The 17,061-nt window shown below is 63.2% G+C and carries 16 protein-coding genes; 5 read left to right on the forward strand and 11 right to left on the reverse strand.

Going from position 1 to position 17,061, the window contains the following annotated elements; all coding sequences use genetic code 11:
• Positions 1-34 precede the first annotated feature (34 nt).
• The 5 genes from E6B08_RS05835 to ttgA all read right to left on the reverse strand — a co-directional run bounded on the left by E6B08_RS05835 (position 35) and on the right by ttgA (position 8,390).
• Positions 35-958 (reverse strand): LysR family transcriptional regulator, encoded by a 924-nt coding sequence (locus tag E6B08_RS05835; protein WP_136913150.1) that lies wholly within the window; start codon positions 956-958, stop codon positions 35-37.
• Between the two features lie 191 nt (positions 959-1,149).
• On the reverse strand, positions 1,150-2,403 hold the full coding sequence (locus E6B08_RS05840; RefSeq protein WP_136913151.1) for an OprD family porin: 1,254 nt from the start codon (positions 2,401-2,403) through the stop codon (positions 1,150-1,152).
• Positions 2,404-2,628: 225 nt separating this feature from the next.
• Positions 2,629-4,083: an AdeC/AdeK/OprM family multidrug efflux complex outer membrane factor gene (locus tag E6B08_RS05845; protein WP_136913152.1), complete on the reverse strand. Its 1,455-nt coding sequence runs from the start codon at positions 4,081-4,083 to the stop codon at positions 2,629-2,631.
• A complete protein-coding gene (ttgB, locus tag E6B08_RS05850) occupies positions 4,080-7,232 on the reverse strand; it encodes a multidrug efflux RND transporter permease subunit TtgB (RefSeq protein ID WP_136913153.1) in 3,153 nt (1,050 codons plus the stop codon). Before ttgB ends, E6B08_RS05845 begins: the two co-directional genes overlap by 4 nt.
• 3 nt (positions 7,233-7,235) lie before the next feature.
• Positions 7,236-8,390, reverse strand: coding sequence for a toluene efflux RND transporter periplasmic adaptor subunit TtgA (ttgA, locus tag E6B08_RS05855; protein WP_136913154.1), 1,155 nt, complete (start codon positions 8,388-8,390; stop codon positions 7,236-7,238).
• A gap of 256 nt (positions 8,391-8,646) precedes the next feature.
• Here ttgA and E6B08_RS05860 point away from each other — a divergent pair, with 256 nt between their 5' ends.
• Complete coding sequence (locus E6B08_RS05860) at positions 8,647-9,279, forward strand: TetR family transcriptional regulator (RefSeq protein ID WP_136913155.1); 633 nt, start codon at positions 8,647-8,649, stop codon at positions 9,277-9,279.
• 80 nt (positions 9,280-9,359) lie between these two features.
• Here the strand turns inward: E6B08_RS05860 and E6B08_RS05865 are convergent, their stop codons facing one another.
• Complete coding sequence (locus E6B08_RS05865; protein ID WP_136913156.1) at positions 9,360-10,811, reverse strand: MDR family MFS transporter; 1,452 nt, start codon at positions 10,809-10,811, stop codon at positions 9,360-9,362.
• A 366-nt stretch (positions 10,812-11,177) separates the two neighbouring features.
• Here E6B08_RS05865 and E6B08_RS05870 point away from each other — a divergent pair, with 366 nt between their 5' ends.
• Positions 11,178-12,047: an isocitrate lyase/PEP mutase family protein gene (locus E6B08_RS05870; protein WP_136913157.1), complete on the forward strand. Its 870-nt coding sequence runs from the start codon at positions 11,178-11,180 to the stop codon at positions 12,045-12,047.
• A 19-nt stretch (positions 12,048-12,066) separates the two neighbouring features.
• On the opposite strand, the gene E6B08_RS30775 is transcribed toward E6B08_RS05870, so the two are convergent.
• Both E6B08_RS30775 and E6B08_RS05875 read right to left on the reverse strand, forming a co-directional pair.
• Positions 12,067-12,240 (reverse strand): hypothetical protein, encoded by a 174-nt coding sequence (locus E6B08_RS30775; protein WP_192938622.1) that lies wholly within the window; start codon positions 12,238-12,240, stop codon positions 12,067-12,069.
• An 83-nt stretch (positions 12,241-12,323) separates the two neighbouring features.
• A complete protein-coding gene (locus tag E6B08_RS05875; protein WP_136913158.1) occupies positions 12,324-13,232 on the reverse strand; it encodes a LysR family transcriptional regulator in 909 nt (302 codons plus the stop codon).
• Positions 13,233-13,338: 106 nt separating this feature from the next.
• Here E6B08_RS05875 and E6B08_RS05880 point away from each other — a divergent pair, with 106 nt between their 5' ends.
• On the forward strand, positions 13,339-13,953 hold the full coding sequence (locus E6B08_RS05880; protein WP_136913159.1) for an NAD(P)-dependent oxidoreductase: 615 nt from the start codon (positions 13,339-13,341) through the stop codon (positions 13,951-13,953).
• Positions 13,954-13,962: 9 nt separating this feature from the next.
• On the opposite strand, the gene E6B08_RS05885 is transcribed toward E6B08_RS05880, so the two are convergent.
• Complete coding sequence (locus E6B08_RS05885) at positions 13,963-14,883, reverse strand: AraC family transcriptional regulator (protein ID WP_136913160.1); 921 nt, start codon at positions 14,881-14,883, stop codon at positions 13,963-13,965.
• 219 nt (positions 14,884-15,102) lie between these two features.
• Between E6B08_RS05885 and E6B08_RS05890 the strand changes: the two genes are divergently transcribed.
• Both E6B08_RS05890 and E6B08_RS05895 read left to right on the forward strand, forming a co-directional pair.
• Positions 15,103-15,396, forward strand: a complete 294-nt coding sequence (locus tag E6B08_RS05890; protein ID WP_136913161.1) for a putative quinol monooxygenase — start codon at positions 15,103-15,105, stop codon at positions 15,394-15,396.
• A 66-nt stretch (positions 15,397-15,462) separates the two neighbouring features.
• Positions 15,463-15,696, forward strand: a complete 234-nt coding sequence (locus tag E6B08_RS05895; protein ID WP_136913162.1) for a hypothetical protein — start codon at positions 15,463-15,465, stop codon at positions 15,694-15,696.
• Positions 15,697-15,709: 13 nt separating this feature from the next.
• On the opposite strand, the gene E6B08_RS05900 is transcribed toward E6B08_RS05895, so the two are convergent.
• Both E6B08_RS05900 and E6B08_RS05905 read right to left on the reverse strand, forming a co-directional pair.
• The gene (locus E6B08_RS05900; protein WP_136913163.1) at positions 15,710-16,315 is read right to left on the reverse strand and encodes a flavin reductase family protein; all 606 of its coding nucleotides are present in this window, start codon (positions 16,313-16,315) and stop codon (positions 15,710-15,712) included.
• Positions 16,316-16,430: 115 nt separating this feature from the next.
• Positions 16,431-16,718, reverse strand: coding sequence for a hypothetical protein (locus tag E6B08_RS05905; protein WP_136913164.1), 288 nt, complete (start codon positions 16,716-16,718; stop codon positions 16,431-16,433).
• Positions 16,719-17,061: the final 343 nt, after the last annotated feature.

Below are 17,061 nucleotides of genomic sequence, written 5' to 3' on the forward strand. Positions count from 1 at the left end.
CTGAGGATAGCTCCAAGCCACCACCATCATCAGTTCAGCGAATGGCAGCAGCCCGTGATGGCGCATCCAGCCCCACCAGCGTCTCGATCATCGCCCGCGCCGCCGGCGAGAGGCGGTAGCCGCTGCGGCTAACCACCCCACAGCGCACGCTGAGCACCTCCAGCGCCGGGGGCAGGTTGCGCCAGTGCAGGCGCACCAGGCGGCCACTGGCAAGGTCCTCGGCCACGGCCTCCTCGCTGGCGGTGCCGATGGCATCGCTGGCCTGGACCACGCTGCGCAGCACGTCCAGGTGCTCGGTCTGCAAGTGCGGGGTGAAGTCGTTGCGCCCACTCAGGTTGGCCAACCGCTTGCGCACGCCGGGTGCCAGCAGGGCGCTGGCCAGCGGATAGCTGAACAGGTCGTTGGTCGACAGGCTGTCCTTTGCCAGCAGCGGGTGGCCGGGGCGGCAGAAGAACAGGCCGGGGCGCGGCGTGAGCGGTTCGGTATGGAAATTGGGGTCGGCTTCGAACGGGCGGATGTCGTCGACGAAGAATTCGATCTGCTCGCGGCGCAGGGCCTGGCCCAGGCGCTCGGCGTTATCCACCAGCAACGCAGTGCGGATGCCGGGGTGGCTGTCGATGAAATGCCTCAGCGCCTCCGGGACCAGGCGCACGGCCAGGGCGGGGCCGCTACCGAAGTGCAGCTCGCCGGCGTCGAGCTTGGTCATCTGCAGCACCTCGTTGCTCAACTGGGCGGCGCCCTGCACCAGGCGACGGGCATGTTGCAACACCACTAGGCCCTCGGGAGTAGGCGGCAGGGCCTTGCTGGCGCGGTCCACCAGCGGGCAGCCGAAGGTCTGCTCCAGGCCCTGGATGGCCCGGCTGAAGGCGGGTTGGGTGATGCCCATGGCTTCGGCGGCGCGGACGAAACTGCGGTACTCGGTGAGGGCGATGAAATAGCGCAGTTGGCGAAGGTCCATGTCGGGCTCTGCGGCGGAAACAGGGCTCGATTTAAGCTGTTACAGCATATGTCGTCAAAGACGGTTTTTGGATTTGTTTATGTCTTTTTGTTATTTGTCGTGGCGTCCGGCCCTTTCGCGGCTAAAGCCGCTCCTACAGGTGCAGCGCAAATCCTGTAGGAGCGGCTTTAGCCGCGAAGAGGCCGGTGACTTCAGAGAAGATTCAGCGGATAACTCACGATCAACCGGTTCTCATCGAACGCATTGGTGCTGAAGTCCCGGCGCATGGTTGAGTTGCGCCACTTCACCGAAAGGTCCTTGAACGACCCCGACTGCACCACGTAGGCCAACTCGGTCTCGCGCGCCCATTCCTTGCCATCGTCGATGGCCCCGGTCGTGACTTCGTCGCCCTTGATGTAGCGGTTCATCAAGGTCAGCCCTGGGACCCCGACGGTGGCGAAGTTGAAATCGTGACGCACTTGCCAGGAGCGCTCCTTGGCATTGTCGAAGCTCGAGTTGTAGCTGTCGTTGGCCAGGGTGCCGCCGCTGGTGCCGTTGACCCGCAGCCAGGCATCGTCGCCGCTGATCTTCTGCAGCCCGACATAGAAGGTATGGCCCTGGTAGCGCGCCGAGAGCATTGCGGAGGCTGCGCGGTTATCGAGCTTGCCGGCGCGTTCGGCGCCGTCTTCCTTGCCGATGAAGTAGCCAAGGTTGGCGCCCAGGGTCCAGTCGCCCAGTGGCTGGCTGTGGACCAGGTTGAGGTATTGCTGGCGGTAGATGTCCTTGAGCTGGGCATCCCACAAGCCAATCATCGTGCGCTTGTCGTTGAAGGTGTACTCGCCGCCACCGAAGTTGAAGCGGTCGGAGGTGAACGCGGCGCGGCCGTTGAGCGACATGTCTTCCATGCTCGCATCGTTGCGTGGGCTGTTGCCGCGGAACTGGCCGGCGTACAGCACCAGGCCGTCGATCTCACGCGAGGTGAGCTGGCCCCCGCGGAAGGTCTGTGGCAACGAGCGGCCGTCGTCCGAGCGCAGGATGGGCAGCACGGGCATCCATTCGCCGACTTTCAGTTCGGTCTGCGACAGCCTGGCCTTGAGGGCCACGCCGAGGCGACCGAAATCATCGGCGGGGCGGCCATCGTCATGGACCGGCAAGAGGTGCGTGTTGGTGGTGCCCCTGCCGCCGTCGAGCTTGACCGAATACAGGCCGAGCACGTCGACGCCGAAGCCGACCGTGCCCTGGGTGAAGCCCGAGCGGGCATCGAGGATGAAGCTCTGGGTCCACTCTTCGGCCTTGCCCTGCGGATGGGCAGGGTCGACGAAGTTGCGATTGATGTAGAAGTTGCGCAGGTTGAGGGTGGCCTTGGCGTCCTCCAGGAAGCCGCTTTCAGCAGCGAATGCGGGGAGGGCGCAGGACATGGCCAACAGGCCGGGCAGCAGCTGGCGTGCGGGTTGCAAAGTGCTCATGTGTCTTGGATCTCTTGTTTTTATTGGGTCGAGCCGGGTATTGCGTGAGGGGATGGTGCGGGGCGGGGAGGGGCTGAGGCAATTCGTCGCAAACGGTACTGGGCGATAATCGAACGCTAATGTTCTGTTTGGTTAATTCAGTGATTGCACCGGGCATTCTTCGCCACGGACAGCCACGCAACAAAAAGCCCACCGCTAGGGTGGGCTCTTCGGGGTTGCTGCCAATCAGCCTTGCGGCGCGGCCACGGAGGCCTGTTGATTGGCGTCGCCGGTGCGCTCGTACCAGCCACCACCGAGCGCCTTGTACAGGTTGACCTCGCTGGTCAGCTGCGACAGGCGATCGCTGATCAGTGCCTGCTGGGCACTGAACAGGTTGCGCTGGGCGTCGAGGAAGGTCAGGTTGCTGTCGATACCGATGCGGTAGCGACGTTCGGCCAGGCGGTAGTAGTCCTGGTTCGCCTGCACCAGGTCGCGTTGCGCCTGCAACTGCTCCTCGAAGGTCTTGCGCGCCGCCAGGCCATCGGAAACCTCCTGGAAGGCGGTCTGGATGGTCTTTTCGTACTTGGCGACGTTGATGTCCTTCTGGATCTTGGAGTAGTCCAGGCTCGCTTTCAGGCTGCCGGCGTTGAAGATCGGCAGGTTGATCTGCGGCTGGAACAGCCAGGTGCCCTGGCCGCCTGCGAACAGGTGACCCATGTCGGGGCTCAGGCTGCCGGCATTGGCGGTCAGGCTGATGCTCGGGAAGAACGCCGCACGTGCCGCGCCGATGTTGGCGTTGGCGGCCTTGAGCAGGTGCTCGGCCTCCTGGATGTCCGGACGTCGTTGCAGGATGTCGGACGGCAGGCCAGCCGGTACTTCGGCCAGTTGGTCGGCACCGAGCTCCAGCGGTTGCGGCAGGTTGCTCGGGATGCCGGTGCCGAGCAACACGGCCAGGCTGTTGGCGTCTTGGGCGACCAAACGTTGGTACTGCGAGTACTTGACCCGCGCGCCTTCCACGGCGGTACGCGCCTGGCTGACGTCGAGCGCGGAGGCCACGCCGACTTCGTTGCTGCGGCGCGTCAGGTTGTAGCTTTCCTCGTAGGCCTTGAGGGTGTCCTGGGTCAGCTTCAGCAGCGCCTGGTCAGCCTGCCAGGTGTAGTAGGCGTTGGCCACGCTCGCCACGAGGGAGATCTGCGTGGAGCGGCGCGCCTGCTCGCTGGACAGGTAGGTTTCCAGGGCTTGCTCGGTCAGGCTGCGCACCCGGCCGAACAGGTCCAGCTCGTAGGCACTGACGCCGAGGGTGGCGGAGTACTGGCTGGTGATGCCCGATTCACCGGTGGTCGACATGTTCGCCGGCACCCGCTGGCGGCTGCCGCTGCCGGTGGCGGAGACCGCCGGCAGCAGGTCGGCGCGCTGGATGCGGTATTGGGCGCGGTAGGCGTCGATGTTCAGTGCCGCCACGCGCAGGTCGCGGTTGTTCACCAGCGAGGTCTGGATCAGCTGCTGCAGCGCCGGGTCGTGGAAGAACTGGCGCCAGCCTTGCTCGGCGGCGGCAACGTCGGCCGACTGGGTCGGCGAGTACGCAGGGCCTTGCGGCCACTGCGCCGCCACCGGCGATTCCGGGGTCTGGTAGTCGGGAATCAGCGAGCAGCCGCCAAGGATGAAAGCGGTTACCGCCAGGGATAACAAAGACTTGGTCATTGCCCAGCCTCATAACGTGGAGTTTCAGGGGTGGCGTCTTTTTTCGGCTCTTTGCTGCCGAACAGCGACGACACTGCGACGAAGAACAGCGGTACCCAGAAGATCGCCAGCACGGTCGCACTGATCATACCGCCGATCACCCCGGTACCGATGGCGTGCTGGCTACCTGCGCCGGCGCCACTGGAGATGGTCAACGGTACCACGCCGAGGATGAACGCCAGCGAGGTCATGATGATTGGGCGAAGACGCATGCGGCACGCTTCGATAGCCGCGTCGTACAGGCTGCGTCCGTCCTCGTGCAGTTCCTTGGCGAACTCGACGATCAGGATGGCGTTCTTCGCCGCCAGGCCGATGGTGGTCAGCAGGCCGACCAGGAAGTACACGTCGTTGGACAGGCCCCGCAGGCTGGTGGCGATCAGTGCACCGATGATACCCAAGGGCACCACCAGGACCACGGCGATCGGGATCGACCAGCTTTCGTACAAGGCTGCCAGGCAGAGGAACACGAACAGGACCGAGAGGGCAAACAGTGCCGGCATCTGCGAGCCGGAGAGTTTTTCCTCGTAGGACATGCCGGTCCAGGAGTAGCCGATGCCGCTTGGCAACTCGCCAGCGATACGCTCGACTTCGGCCATGGCCTCACCGGTACTGTAGCCCGGAGCCGGGGCACCGAGGATCTCAACCGCTTCAACGCCGTTGTAGCGCGAAAGCTTCGGCGAGCCGTAGGTCCATTCGCCACTGGCGAAGGAGGAGAACGGCACCATCTCGCCAGCGCCGTTGCGCACGTACCACTTCTGCAGGTCTTCCGGGCTCATCCGCGAGTTCGGTTGACCCTGGATGTACACCTTCTTGACCCGGCCACGGTCGATGAAGTCGTTGACGTAGCTGGCACCCAGGGCAATCGACAGGGTGTTGTTGATGTCGGAGATGGTCACGCCCAAGGCGCTGGCACGCTCGTCATCGATGGTCAGCTGGTACTGCGGCTCATCGTTCAGGCCGTTCGGACGCACGGCACTGAGGATCTTGCTCTGCGCGGCCTTGGCCAGGAACTGGTTGCGCGCTTCCATCAGCTTGGCGTGGCCGACACCGGCGCGGTCCTGGAGGAACACGTCGAAGCCGGTGGCGTTACCCAGTTCGAGTACCGCTGGCGGGGCGAAGGCGAACACCATCGCGTCGCGGAAGCTGAAGAAGTGCTGCTGGGCGCGCGTCGACAGGTTGAACACGCTGTTTTCCTTCGAGCGCTCGTCCCACGGCTTGAGCATGATGAACGCCATGCCCGAGCTCTGGCCACGACCGGCGAAGTTGAAACCGTTAACGGTGAACACCGACGACACGGTATCGGCTTCGTCCTTGAGCAGGTACTCGCGCATCTGGTCGATCACCACCTGGGTGCGCTCGGCACTGGAACCGGCCGGTGTCTGCACCTGGGCGAACAGCACGCCCTGGTCTTCTTCGGGCAGGAAGGCGGTTGGGATGCGGGCGAACAGCCAGATCATGCCGACCACGATCAGCGCATAGGCCAACAGGAACGGCACCTTGTTGCGCAGGATGGTGCCGACGCTGCGCTCGTAACCCTGGACGCTGCGATCGAAGTTGCGGTTGAACCAGCCGAAGAAGCCACCCTTGGCGACATGGTGCTCGCCCTTTTTCAGCGGCTTGAGCATGGTCGCGCAAAGCGCCGGGGTGAAGATCAACGCCACCAGCACCGACAGGCCCATGGCCGAGACGATGGTGATGGAGAACTGCCGGTAGATCACGCCGGTGGAGCCGCCGAAGAAGGCCATCGGCAGCAGTACCGCCGACAGTACCAGGGCAATACCGACCAGGGCGCCCTGGATCTGGCCCATCGAGCGCTTGGTCGCCTCCTTGGGCGGTAGCCCTTCCTCGGACATCACCCGTTCGACGTTCTCCACCACGACGATGGCGTCGTCCACCAGCAAGCCGATGGCCAGGACCATGGCGAACATGGTCAGGGTGTTGATGCTGAAGCCTGCGGCGGCGAGGATGCCGAAGGTACCCAGCAACACCACCGGAACGGTCATGGTGGTGATGATGGTGGCGCGGAAGTTCTGCAGGAACAGGTACATCACCAGGAACACCAGCACCACCGCCTCGATCAGGGTGTGGATTACCCCGCTGATCGACTCGGTGACCACCGGAGTGGTGTCATACGGGAATACGGCCTTCACCCCTGGCGGGAAGAACGGCTCGAGTTCGCTGATGGTCTTGCGCAGCGCCTTGGCGGTGTCCAGGGCGTTGGCGCCGGTGGCCAGCTTGACCGCCAGGCCCGAGGCCGGCTTGCCGTTGAATTGCGCGCTGACCGCGTAGTTCTCGCCACCCAAGCCGACCGTGGCGACATCGCCCAGACGTACCTGCGAGCCGTCGGTGTTGACCTTGAGCAGGATCTTCTCGAACTGCTCGGCAGTCTGCAGGCGGGTCTTGCCGATGATGGTGGCGTTGAGCTGGGTACCCGGCATGGCCGGCAGGCCGCCGAGCTGGCCGGAGGACACCTGGACGTTCTGCGCGGAGACCGCGGTCTTGACGTCGACCGGAGTCAGCTGGAACTTGTTCAGCTTGGCCGGATCGAGCCAGATACGCATCGCGTACTGGGCGCCGAACACCTGGAAGTCACCGACACCGGCAGTCCGCGAGATCGGGTCCTGCATGTTGGAGACGATGTAGTTGGCCAGGTCGTCCTTGGTCATGCTGCCGTCTTCGGACACCAGGCCGATCACCATCAGGAAGTTCTTCACTGCCTTGGTGACGCGGATACCTTGCTGCTGCACTTCTTGCGGCAGCAGCGGGGTGGCCAGGTTCAGCTTGTTCTGGACCTGGACCTGCGCGGTGTCGGGGTTGGTCCCCTGCTCGAAGGTGGCGGTAATGGTCATGCTGCCGTCGGAGTTACTTTCCGAGGACACATAACGCAGGTTGTCGATACCGTTGAGCTGTTGCTCGATCACCTGCACCACGGTGTCCTGCACGGTCTGCGCCGAGGCGCCCGGGTAGGTCACGGCGATGGCGATGGCCGGCGGCGCGATGCTCGGGTACTGGTTGATCGGCAACTTCAGGATCGACAGGGCACCGACCAGCATGATCACCAAGGCGATCACCCAGGCGAAGATCGGGCGATCGATAAAGAACTTCGACATGGTTTACTCCGCTTTGGCGTCTGCTTTGGCCGCGTTGGCCTGGTCGGGGGCCGCTGGCTTCTTGACGTTGGTGGCGTCGCTGACCTTGACCTCGACGCCAGGGCGCACGTACTGCAGGCCTTCGGTGATCAGGCGGTCGCCCGGATTCAGGCCTTCCTCGATCAGCCAGTCGCTGCCCAGGGTACGGCTGGCCTTGAGCTGGCGCAGCTCGACCTTGTTCTCCTGGTTGACCACCAGCGCGGTCGGCGCGCCCTTGAGGTCGCGGGTCACGCCCTGCTGCGGTGCCAGGATGGCCTTGGAGTTGACCCCGGCCTTGAGCCGCGCATGCACGAACATCCCAGGCAACAGGGTGTGGTCGGGGTTGGGGAAGACCGCGCGCAGGGTGACCGAGCCAGTGGTCTCGTCAACCGACACTTCGGAGAATTCGAGGCGGCCTTCCTGCTTGAACAGGCTGCCGTCTTCGAGCACCAACTGCACCGAGGCGGCGTTGTCGCCGGCTTTCTGCAGCTGGCCGCTTTCCAGGTCGCGGCGCAGCTTCAGCAGCTCGGCGGTGGACTGCGTCACGTCGACGTAGATCGGGTCGAGTTGCTGGATGGTCGCCAGGGCGTTGGTCTGGCCATTGCTCACCAGCGCGCCCTCGGTGACCGAGGAGCGGCCGATGCGGCCACTGATCGGTGCCAGGACCTTGGTGTAACGCAGGTCGATCTGCGCGCTTTTGAGCGTAGCTTCGGCCTGCAATCGTTTGGCATTGGCGTCGTCGTATTCCTGCTTCGACACAGCCTGCTCGTCGATCAATTGCTTGTAGCGCTCGGCCAACGAACGGGTGGATTGCAGGTTGGCCTGGGCATTGGCCAGGGTGGCTTCGTATACCGATGGGTCGATCTGGTACAGCTGCTGGCCTTCCTTGACCTCACTACCTTCCTTGAACAGGCGCTTGAGGATGATGCCGTTCACCTGCGGACGCACTTCGGCGACGCGGAAGGCGGTGGTGCGCCCTGGCAGTTCCGAGGTGAGGGTGAAAGGCTGGGGCTGCAGGGTGATCACACCGACCAGAGGGGCCTGGGCTGCGGGGGCTGCTTGCTCTTGCTTGCAGCCACTGAGCAGGGTTGCCAGGGCGACGGCGGAAACCAGAGCGGTAACGGCTGGCTTGAATTGCATGAGGATCCTCGGGTCGCTAGAGCAGGTAGACGCTCAAGAGTAATGGAAGAGTCTTGTCAGAAAAAATCTTATCGAGTGGATAAGTAGCTTACTAACGAATATACTTACATTCACGGTTGTTTGTAAATACCGCTGGATGGTAGTTCGCTACCATCGCAGCTCTTGATTAGCCCATCCGGCAGGTGCCCCGCAGAGGTGCCCCCGGCGGTTTCCCCGCGAGCAAAAGGCCTGCGGGCGCAGATGAGGTCTTACTGCCATGGTCCGTCGAACAAAAGAAGAAGCGCTGGAAACCCGCGCCCAGATCATCGAGGCCGCGGAGAAGGCGTTTTACAAGCGCGGTATCGCGCGTACCACCTTGGCCGATATCGCCGAGTTGGCGGGGGTGACCCGCGGCGCGATCTACTGGCACTTCAGCAACAAGGCGGAACTGGTGCAGGCGCTGCTCGACAGCTTGCACGAGACCCATGACCACTTGGCTCGGGCCAGTGAAAGCGAAGATGAACTCGACCCGCTCGGCTGCATGCGCAAGCTGCTGCTGCAGGTGGTTCATGACCTGGTGCTCGATGCCCGTACCCGGCGTATCAACGAAATTCTGCATCACAAGTGCGAGTTTACCGACGACATGTGTGAAATTCGCCAGCAGCGCCAGGGCGCGGTGCTGGATTGTCATGAGGGCATCACCCTGGCGCTGGCCAATGCTGCACGCCGCGGCCAGTTGCCCGCCGACCTGGATGTGCAGCGCGCGGCGGTCACCCTGTTTGCCTACATTGATGGCCTGATCGGCCGCTGGTTGTTGCTGCCTGACAGCTTCGATCTGCTGGGTGATGCCGAAAAATGGGTCGACGCAGGGCTCGATATGCTGCGCTTGAGCCCAGCGCTGCGCAAATGACACTTTGTGAAGGATTGTGAGGAAGTGTTTCCCCAAATGATTAAGAGTAGATTAAGAGGGGATTAACGCCCCTCCAGCGTTCAGCGTCCGCGCAACTGCCGATCTGGCAGCGCCAGCGCCGCTACCAGTCCCAGCAACGCCACCGCGGCACTGGCCAGCAGCACATGGCGGAACGTTTCCAGCAGGCGGGCCTGAGTCGCCGGGTCCGCTTCGCCGGCCTGCAGGCTGCCCAGCAAAGGGTTGCCCACCGCGGCGAAACCATTGTGCTGCAACAGCGCCAGCAGCAAGCTGGACATGCAGGCCACGCCCATGGCGCCGCCGAGCGAGCGGAACAGGTTGGTGGTGCTGGTGGCGACGCCGATGTCCTTTGGCTCCACGGCATTCTGCGTGCCCACCAGCGCAGTCGGGAAGTGCAGCCCGCAGGCGATCCCGGTCAGCAGCATACAGACACCGCTGAGCCAACCCGCTTGTGGCGGGATCACTGCCATTGCGCCGATGGCCAGCGGCATCAACAGCGCCCCGGCAACGATTTGCGGCTTGTAGCGACCGGTGCGGCTGGTCATCCTTCCGCCATAGAACGCCCCCATCGGCAGCCCCATGGCCAGTGGCAACAGGTGCAGCGCCGCGCTGTCGGCGCCTGCGCCGGTGATGCCCTGGAAACGCAGCGGCATGATCATGGTGAGGGAAATCGACTGGAAGCCGGCGAAGAAGATCACCGCCCAGCACAATACGGCGGCGCGATTGGCGAACAACTGCATCGGCAACAGTGGCTCGGGGCAGCGCCACTCATGGGCGATGAACAGTGCCAGGCCGAGCATGGCACAGGCGAACATCGCCAGCACGGCGGGCGCGGTCCAGGCCTGACCCTGGCCGACCAGTGTGATGCCCAGCAAAAGGCTGCCAAGGCCGAGCACCAGCAACACGGCGCCCAGGTAGTCGACGCGGGCCTGGCGGGTGGTCATCGGCAGGTCTGCCAGGGCCCGGCGGATCGCCCACAGGGCGAACAGCCCCAGCGGCAAGTTGATCCAGAACACCCAGCGCCAGGACAGGTACTCGGTCAACCAACCGCCCAGTACTGGGCCGGCGACACTGGCGATGGCATACATGCTGCTGAAATAGCCCTGGTAGCGCCCACGTTCGCGCGGCGGCACGAAGTCGCCGATGATCGCCTGGCTCACCGAGACCATGCCGCCGGCGCCGATGCCCTGCAGCACCCGCGCCAGTACCAGTTGCTGCATGTCCTGGGCCAGGGCGCAGGCGATCGAGGCCAGTGTGAAGATGCTGAGGCCGGTCAGGATCATGCGTCGGCGCCCATACAGGTCACCCAGCTTGCCGTAGATCGGCACCGCCACGGTCATCGCCACCATGTAGCCGGAGATCACCCAGGCGAGTAGGCCGACGTCATTGAATTGGGCGGAAATCGCGGGCATGGACACGGCGACGATGGTCTGGTCCAGGGCACCGAGGAAGATGGCCAGCATCAACGCACTGAGTACGTTGCGCAAGGCGGCGGGGGGCAGGGCAGCAGTCACGACATTACCTTGTTCGAGCGCGATGGCGGTGGTTCCTTCGCGGATTCCCAGGATTGTAACCGGAGTTAGGTAGCTTCCTATGTACTATTTGCATCCCCTATGCAAGATCGGCATTGGCGCTTTCATCCAGTGCGACATGGCTGCGTGATATCGTGACAGCGCCACAGAGGCTGAAAACCGGGGCTTGCACCAGCGTGGTGCAGCAAAATGCCGCAGGTTTTCCGCGCCGCTGTATCCCACACCTTATATTCCTCTGCCTGCATGTCGAGCATGACCGCCCAGATGGCGACGGTTGGAACAGGTCAGGTAGACCCGATTCAGGGGTCGGTAGCAACCGTTCAATTTTACCTTTCAAGCGGAGTGATCATGCCCAAGGCTTCCCATCAAGATCTGCGTATTGCCTTCCGCGAGCTGCTCGCTTCAGGTGCGTGCTATCACACCGCCTCGGTGTTCGACCCCATGTCGGCGCGAATCGCCGCCGACCTGGGCTTTGAAGTCGGTATTCTCGGCGGCTCGGTCGCCTCGTTGCAGGTGCTGGCGGCCCCGGATTTCGCCCTGATCACCCTCAGTGAATTCGTCGAGCAGGCCACTCGCATCGGTCGCGTGGCCCAGTTGCCGGTACTGGCCGATGCCGACCATGGCTATGGCAATGCGTTGAACGTCATGCGCACGGTGATCGAACTGGAGCGTGCCGGGGTCGCTGCATTGACCATCGAAGACACCCTGTTGCCGGCGCAATTCGGTCGCAAGTCCACCGACCTGATCCCGGTCGACGAAGGCGTCGGCAAGATTCGCGCGGCCCTCGAGGCGCGGGTGGATTCGTCGTTGTCGATCATCGCCCGTACCAATGCTGGCGTGCTCACCACGCAAGAGTGCATCGTGCGCACCCAGAGCTACCAGAAGGCCGGTGCCGACGGTATCTGCATGGTGGGCGTGAAGGATTTCGAGCAACTCGAGCAGATCGCCGAACACCTGACCGTGCCGCTGATGCTGGTGACCTACGGCAATCCGAACCTGCGTGACGACGAGCGCCTGGCGCGCCTGGGCGTGCGCGTGGTGGTCGATGGCCACGCCGCGTACTTCGCCGCGATCAAGGCCACCTACGACTGCCTGCGCCTGCAGCGCGGCCAGCAGAACCGTTCTGAAAACCTCAGTGCCACCGAGCTCTCGCACACCTACACCCAGCCCGAGGACTACATCCGCTGGGCCAAGGAGTACATGAGCGTCGAAGAGTAAGCGCCTGGGCGCCGTGGCTTCAACGCACGGCGCTCAAGGTTGCGCTGTGGGGCACGCAGTGGGGTTGCTCGCAACTGGCTGCCGAGTTGGGCTGCTCGCGCAGCAACTCGGCCCGCCAGCAGGCCGAGCCGTAAAGCCCCGCGACCGCCAACAGTGCCACTACCAGGGCGATTCTTCTTGATTTGATGCCCATGTTGCTTACCTCCTGTTCAGCAACAGGTGATACAGGTAAGCATAGACAATGTGCGGGCTTTCATCGGCGCTGTCGCCGGTTCGTCAATACAGATCCCGGTCCCAATCCGGTTCGTCCGTGAAGCGTTGAGCGAGAAAGTCCAGCATGCTGCGCAAGGTCGCCGGCATGTGCTTGCGCGAGGTGTATACCGCGTTCAGGTTCAGGTCTTGCGGTCGGGCCTCGGGCAACAGGCGCAGCAACTCGCCACTGCGCAAGGCTGCGGCCGCCTGGTAGGTGGGCAGCATCGCGATGCCTACGCTAGCCAGCGTCGCCTTCTGCAGGGCCAGTACCTCGTTGGCGGTGATGTTCCCTGTCACCGGCACCGCGACCTGCTCGCCGTCCACCTCGAAATGCCAGATGCTGTGCCCGAAATAGGCGTGGGTCAGGCAGTTGTGCTGGCTCAGATCCTCGACCCGCTGCGGCGTGCCATGTTCGCGCAGGTAAACCGGTGTCGCGCAGATCACCGAACGGCACACACTCAGGCGCCGGGCAATCAGGTTCGGGTCCAAGTCGTTGCTGGTTCGGATGGCCAGGTCGATGCGTTCGTCCACCAGGTTCACCGTGCGATCGAGCATCTGCAGTTCGACCTTCACGCCGGGATAACGCTGCACGTACTCGGCCACCGCATCGACCAACTGCGCCTGGCCGAACGAGGTGCTGACGCTGATGCGCAACGCGCCCCTCGGCGCATCGCCAGGCTGTTGCACCGCGGCTTGCAGATCGCCGGCGAGGTCGAGCAACTGGCGACAACGGGGCAGGGTTTCCTGCCCGGCGGCGGTAAGGCTGAGCTTGCGTGTGGTGCGCTGCATCAGCCGCGCGCCAACCCAATCTTCCAGCTCCGCCAAATAGCGTGATACCACTGGCCGAGACAACTGCAGGTGGTCCGCCGCCGCCGACTGGCTGCCCAAGTCGACGACGGTGACGAAAACGCGCATGGCGTTCAGACGGTCCATGATTTGCCCGATTTCAGAAACAAACTATGTCGGAGCATCGCATTTTTTGCCACGAATCGGGCAACTAAGCTGTTGAACATTCCATTCAACCGACGGAGTGTTTCCCATGAGCAAGATCGCAATCATCGGTGCCACCGGCCGCGCTGGCAGCCAGTTGCTGGAGGAGGCCCTGCGCCGAGGCCACAGTGTCGTGGCCATCGCCCGTGATCCTTCGCCGCTGCAAGGCCGTGCAGGGGTGACCGTGCAGGCGCTGGATGCCAAGGACAGCGCGGCACTTGAGCAGGCGGTCACGGGCGTCGATGCAGTGCTGAGCGCGGTGCATTTCTCGACCGTGCAAGCCCAGGCCATCATCGAGCCGGTCAAGCGAGCCGGGGTCAAGCGGCTGCTGGTGGTGGGGGGCGCAGGTAGCCTGCTGCTGCCTTCCGGACAGCGGGTGATCGACAGCCCCGACTTTCCTGAAGCCTACAAGGCCGAAGCCAGTGCCGGCGGGCGTTTTCTCGAGGTGCTGCGCCAGGAGCAGACGCTGGACTGGACCTTTCTGTCGCCGTCGGCGGAGTTCGTCGAAGGCGAGCGCCGCGGGCACTATACGCTGGGCAAGGACCACCTGCTGATCGGGGCCGATGGCAAAAGCTGGATCACCTTTGCCGATTTCGCCATCGCCATGCTCGATGAGCTGGAAAAGCCAAAGCATTCGCGCCAGCGTTTCACGGTCGGTTACTGAGCCTGGCGTTCAATTAGCACTGGCGCGCAACCGCGCCACATCGCGGATCGGCGGCGCACCATACAGCCGGCTGTATTCCCGGCTGAACTGCGAAGGGCTTTCATAGCCTACGCGGTACGCCGCCACCGCCGCCTCCAGCCCATCGTTGAGCATCAACCGCCGGGCCTCCTGCAGGCGCAGTTGCTTCTGATACTGCAACGGGCTCATGGAGGTCACTGCCTTGAAACGGTGGTGCAGGGTAGACATGCTGAGATTGACCTCGCGGGCCAGGTCCTCGATGCGCAGGGGGTGCTGGAAATTCTGGTTGAGCCAGGTGATGGCCTGGCTGACGCGGTGGGTCTGGCTATTGGCCAAAGCGATTTCGTACAGCCGATAACCCTGCGACCCACGCAGCAGACGGTAGAGGATTTCCCGACGGATCAGCGGCGCGAGCATGGCGATGTCGCGTGGCGAGTCCAGCAGGCGGATCAGCCGCAACAGCGCGTCGAGCAACTGCGGGTCGGTTCGCTCCACATACAAGCCTCGTCCGGACGGCAGGTTCGGCACCAGCATCGGTCCGCTTTCGGCAATCAGCCGGCTGATCTCGGCCGCGTCCAGGTCCAGGCGCAGACCCAGGCTGGGGTTTTCCGGGCTGGCGTCGAGCTTCACGCCGCTGAGCGGCAAGGTGACCGAGACCACCATATAGTGCAGCGGGTCGTAGGCATATTGCTCGTCGCCGAGGAACAGGCTCTTGCTGCCTTGCGCCAGAATGCACAGGGCCGGCTGGGCCAAGGTCGGTACCGAGCGGACGTTCTCGGTATACCGCACCAAATACAGGTCGTCGATGGCCGATGCCGGGCCGTGGGGCTCGCCGGCGTGACGACGGATGAGCTCGGCCAGTTCCTGACGTTGCGCTTCCAGGGTCGGTTCGATGGACGGGGCGGTGGTCATGATGGCGTTCCTGGCTTTCTTGCAGCGGTGTGCTGGTCGACGCAGCATAAGTTTGGACACTGCCGGGCGCTAGTCGAAACCTGCCTGCCGATTGCCTGATCCTGCTGTGTCGCAGGATCAGGCAATCGGCGAGCAGTATTGGCCTAACGCACCGCGCGCGTGGCGCCCTAATCTTGGCAGCCTGCTGTTTACGTCCGCCCGCTTCAAGGAGATCGTGCAATGACCCTACGACAACCGGTCACTCATCTGGCTTTCATCCGTGCCAGCAGCGGTCGCTCGGCCGAGCTCGGTGCACGCCTGCGCGACTTGCTCGAACCTTCGTTGCGCACCCCTGGCTGCCTGAGTTTCACCGTGCAACGCTCGCAGGCCGATGATGACCTGTGGTTGCTCAGCGGCAGCTGGCGCGACCATCAGGCGATGAGCGGCTATTTCGCATCGCCCACGCTCGATGTGTTCGGTGAACTGGTGCAGGCGCAGGTATTGCGCAGTCTTGACCTGCACACCTTCGATTGACGCATGGGGCTGGAACAGGCAAATGCAGTAAGATGCCGCCCTTCGATCAATCAAGCGGAAAGCAACATGGCACGTAGAGAATTCCCGCGCTTCGAAGCGGTTTCGGCGATGGTCCCGGTGGAAGGTGGTGGCTACAACGCCGCCATTGCGGTCAAGGCCCTGGGCATGGGCGGCGCACCGCGCTTTCACAAGGTGCTCGAAGACCAGGTGTTCAACAGTGCCATGGCGGCCGACGCGGCCGCCTGCACCGAGCTCGAACGCCTGCAGGGCGTTGACGAGGAAGGTCAGCTGATCTGGTGATCGGCGCTGCGCGTCACACGTGTGGGCGCCTCATCTTGAACACATTGCCCAGCTCGAAATAGTCCGCCGGACCACCGCCACGCAAGATCGGCTCGGCGGCTGCGGTGTCGTAGATACCGTCCTTGAGCAGGTGTTCGGCAATGTGTACAGCCACGACTTCGCCGAGGATCAACCAACTCGGGACCAGCTCCTGATCGGCACGTTTGAGTTGCACGATCTGGCTCACCTTGCATTCGAAGGCCACCGGGGTTTCTCCCACGCGCGGGACCTTGACGATGCTCGAGGGGGTGGCTGTCAGGCCGCTCAGTTCGAATTCGTTCACATCCGCTGCAACGGCTGCACAGCTCTGGTTCATCTGCTCGGCCAAGGGGCGGGTGGCCAGGTTCCAGACGAACTCACCGGTCTGTTCGATGTTGTTCAGGCTGTCTTTGCGCCCGACGCTGCAGAAACCGATGATCGGTGGGATGTAGTTGAAGGCGTTGAAGAAACTGTACGGCGCCAGGTTCAACTGGCCGTCGCGGTCTTGGGAGGAAATCCAGCCGATCGGACGCGGGCCGACGATGGCGTTGAATGGATCATGGGGCAGGCCGTGGCCTTTGGCGGGTTCGTAGTAGTACATCTGCGTTGGGCTGACAGGCCCACCTCTTGGGGACGAGGCGTCTAGTGTGCCAAGCCCGAGGCCGCCTGGGAATGATCAAGCCCGGACTGGCCGGGCTGGGAACGCGCATCAGTGATCAGCTGATGCGGTGCGCTTGGGTGCGGTCGAAGCCGTCTTCAGCGAAGCGTTGTGCGCCGGTGCGGTCGAAGCCGTCTTCAGCGAAACGTTGTGCGCCGGTGCGGTCGAAGCCGTCTTCAGCGAAGCGTTGTGCGCCGGTGCGGTCGAAGCCATCTTCAGCATAAGTGGCCGACTGGCTTTGAACGGCAGAGAAGCTGTGGGCGTTAGTACGGTCGAAACCATCTTCGGCGAAGGCGCCAGCAGCGAAGACCGAGAGAGCCAGGGTGAGGATCAGTTTGTTTTTCATGGTTGTTGCTCCTTTGGGGTGCGATGGGTTGTTCGTTTCTATGGGTTTAATCCTACGCCGAATAATTTGATTAAAAAGCGCAAAAAATAGCGCTTAAGAATCGATTTAATCGATGTGTGTCTCCGTGATTGTGCCCCAGCTGTTGCGATGGCTGTGGGACAAGGAAGCGGCGTCCACGGCGGGTGCGGCGCTTCATCCAGTCATCTCAGGGTGCCGGATGAGAATTAATGGCGAGTTAAGAACGAAAAATGCCTTAGAAGTATCTGGTAAACACTTTTTTCATCTATTGCCCACCGATTTTTCAGGCTTGGCTCAGCACCCTCGCCGCACTCAACCCTGGAGC

The sequence above is a fragment of the Pseudomonas putida genome (assembly GCF_005080685.1).
Lineage (GTDB): Bacteria > Pseudomonadota > Gammaproteobacteria > Pseudomonadales > Pseudomonadaceae > Aquipseudomonas > Aquipseudomonas putida_V.

Excerpts from the sequence above, each read along its gene's own strand:
- E6B08_RS05835 (WP_136913150.1), bottom strand. The coding sequence starts at position 958 with ATGGACCTTCGCCAACTGCGCTATTTCATCGCCCTCACCGAGTACCGC.
- E6B08_RS05840 (WP_136913151.1), bottom strand. The coding sequence starts at position 2,403 with ATGAGCACTTTGCAACCCGCACGCCAGCTGCTGCCCGGCCTGTTGGCC.
- E6B08_RS05845 (WP_136913152.1), bottom strand. The coding sequence starts at position 4,083 with ATGACCAAGTCTTTGTTATCCCTGGCGGTAACCGCTTTCATCCTTGGC.
- ttgB (WP_136913153.1), bottom strand. The coding sequence starts at position 7,232 with ATGTCGAAGTTCTTTATCGATCGCCCGATCTTCGCCTGGGTGATCGCC.
- ttgA (WP_136913154.1), bottom strand. The coding sequence starts at position 8,390 with ATGCAATTCAAGCCAGCCGTTACCGCTCTGGTTTCCGCCGTCGCCCTG.
- E6B08_RS05860 (WP_136913155.1), top strand. The coding sequence starts at position 8,647 with ATGGTCCGTCGAACAAAAGAAGAAGCGCTGGAAACCCGCGCCCAGATC.
- E6B08_RS05870 (WP_136913157.1), top strand. The coding sequence starts at position 11,178 with ATGCCCAAGGCTTCCCATCAAGATCTGCGTATTGCCTTCCGCGAGCTG.
- E6B08_RS30775 (WP_192938622.1), bottom strand. The coding sequence starts at position 12,240 with ATGGGCATCAAATCAAGAAGAATCGCCCTGGTAGTGGCACTGTTGGCG.
- E6B08_RS05875 (WP_136913158.1), bottom strand. The coding sequence starts at position 13,232 with ATGGACCGTCTGAACGCCATGCGCGTTTTCGTCACCGTCGTCGACTTG.
- E6B08_RS05880 (WP_136913159.1), top strand. The coding sequence starts at position 13,339 with ATGAGCAAGATCGCAATCATCGGTGCCACCGGCCGCGCTGGCAGCCAG.
- E6B08_RS05885 (WP_136913160.1), bottom strand. The coding sequence starts at position 14,883 with ATGACCACCGCCCCGTCCATCGAACCGACCCTGGAAGCGCAACGTCAG.
- E6B08_RS05890 (WP_136913161.1), top strand. The coding sequence starts at position 15,103 with ATGACCCTACGACAACCGGTCACTCATCTGGCTTTCATCCGTGCCAGC.
- E6B08_RS05895 (WP_136913162.1), top strand. The coding sequence starts at position 15,463 with ATGGCACGTAGAGAATTCCCGCGCTTCGAAGCGGTTTCGGCGATGGTC.
- E6B08_RS05900 (WP_136913163.1), bottom strand. The coding sequence starts at position 16,315 with ATGTACTACTACGAACCCGCCAAAGGCCACGGCCTGCCCCATGATCCA.
- E6B08_RS05905 (WP_136913164.1), bottom strand. The coding sequence starts at position 16,718 with ATGAAAAACAAACTGATCCTCACCCTGGCTCTCTCGGTCTTCGCTGCT.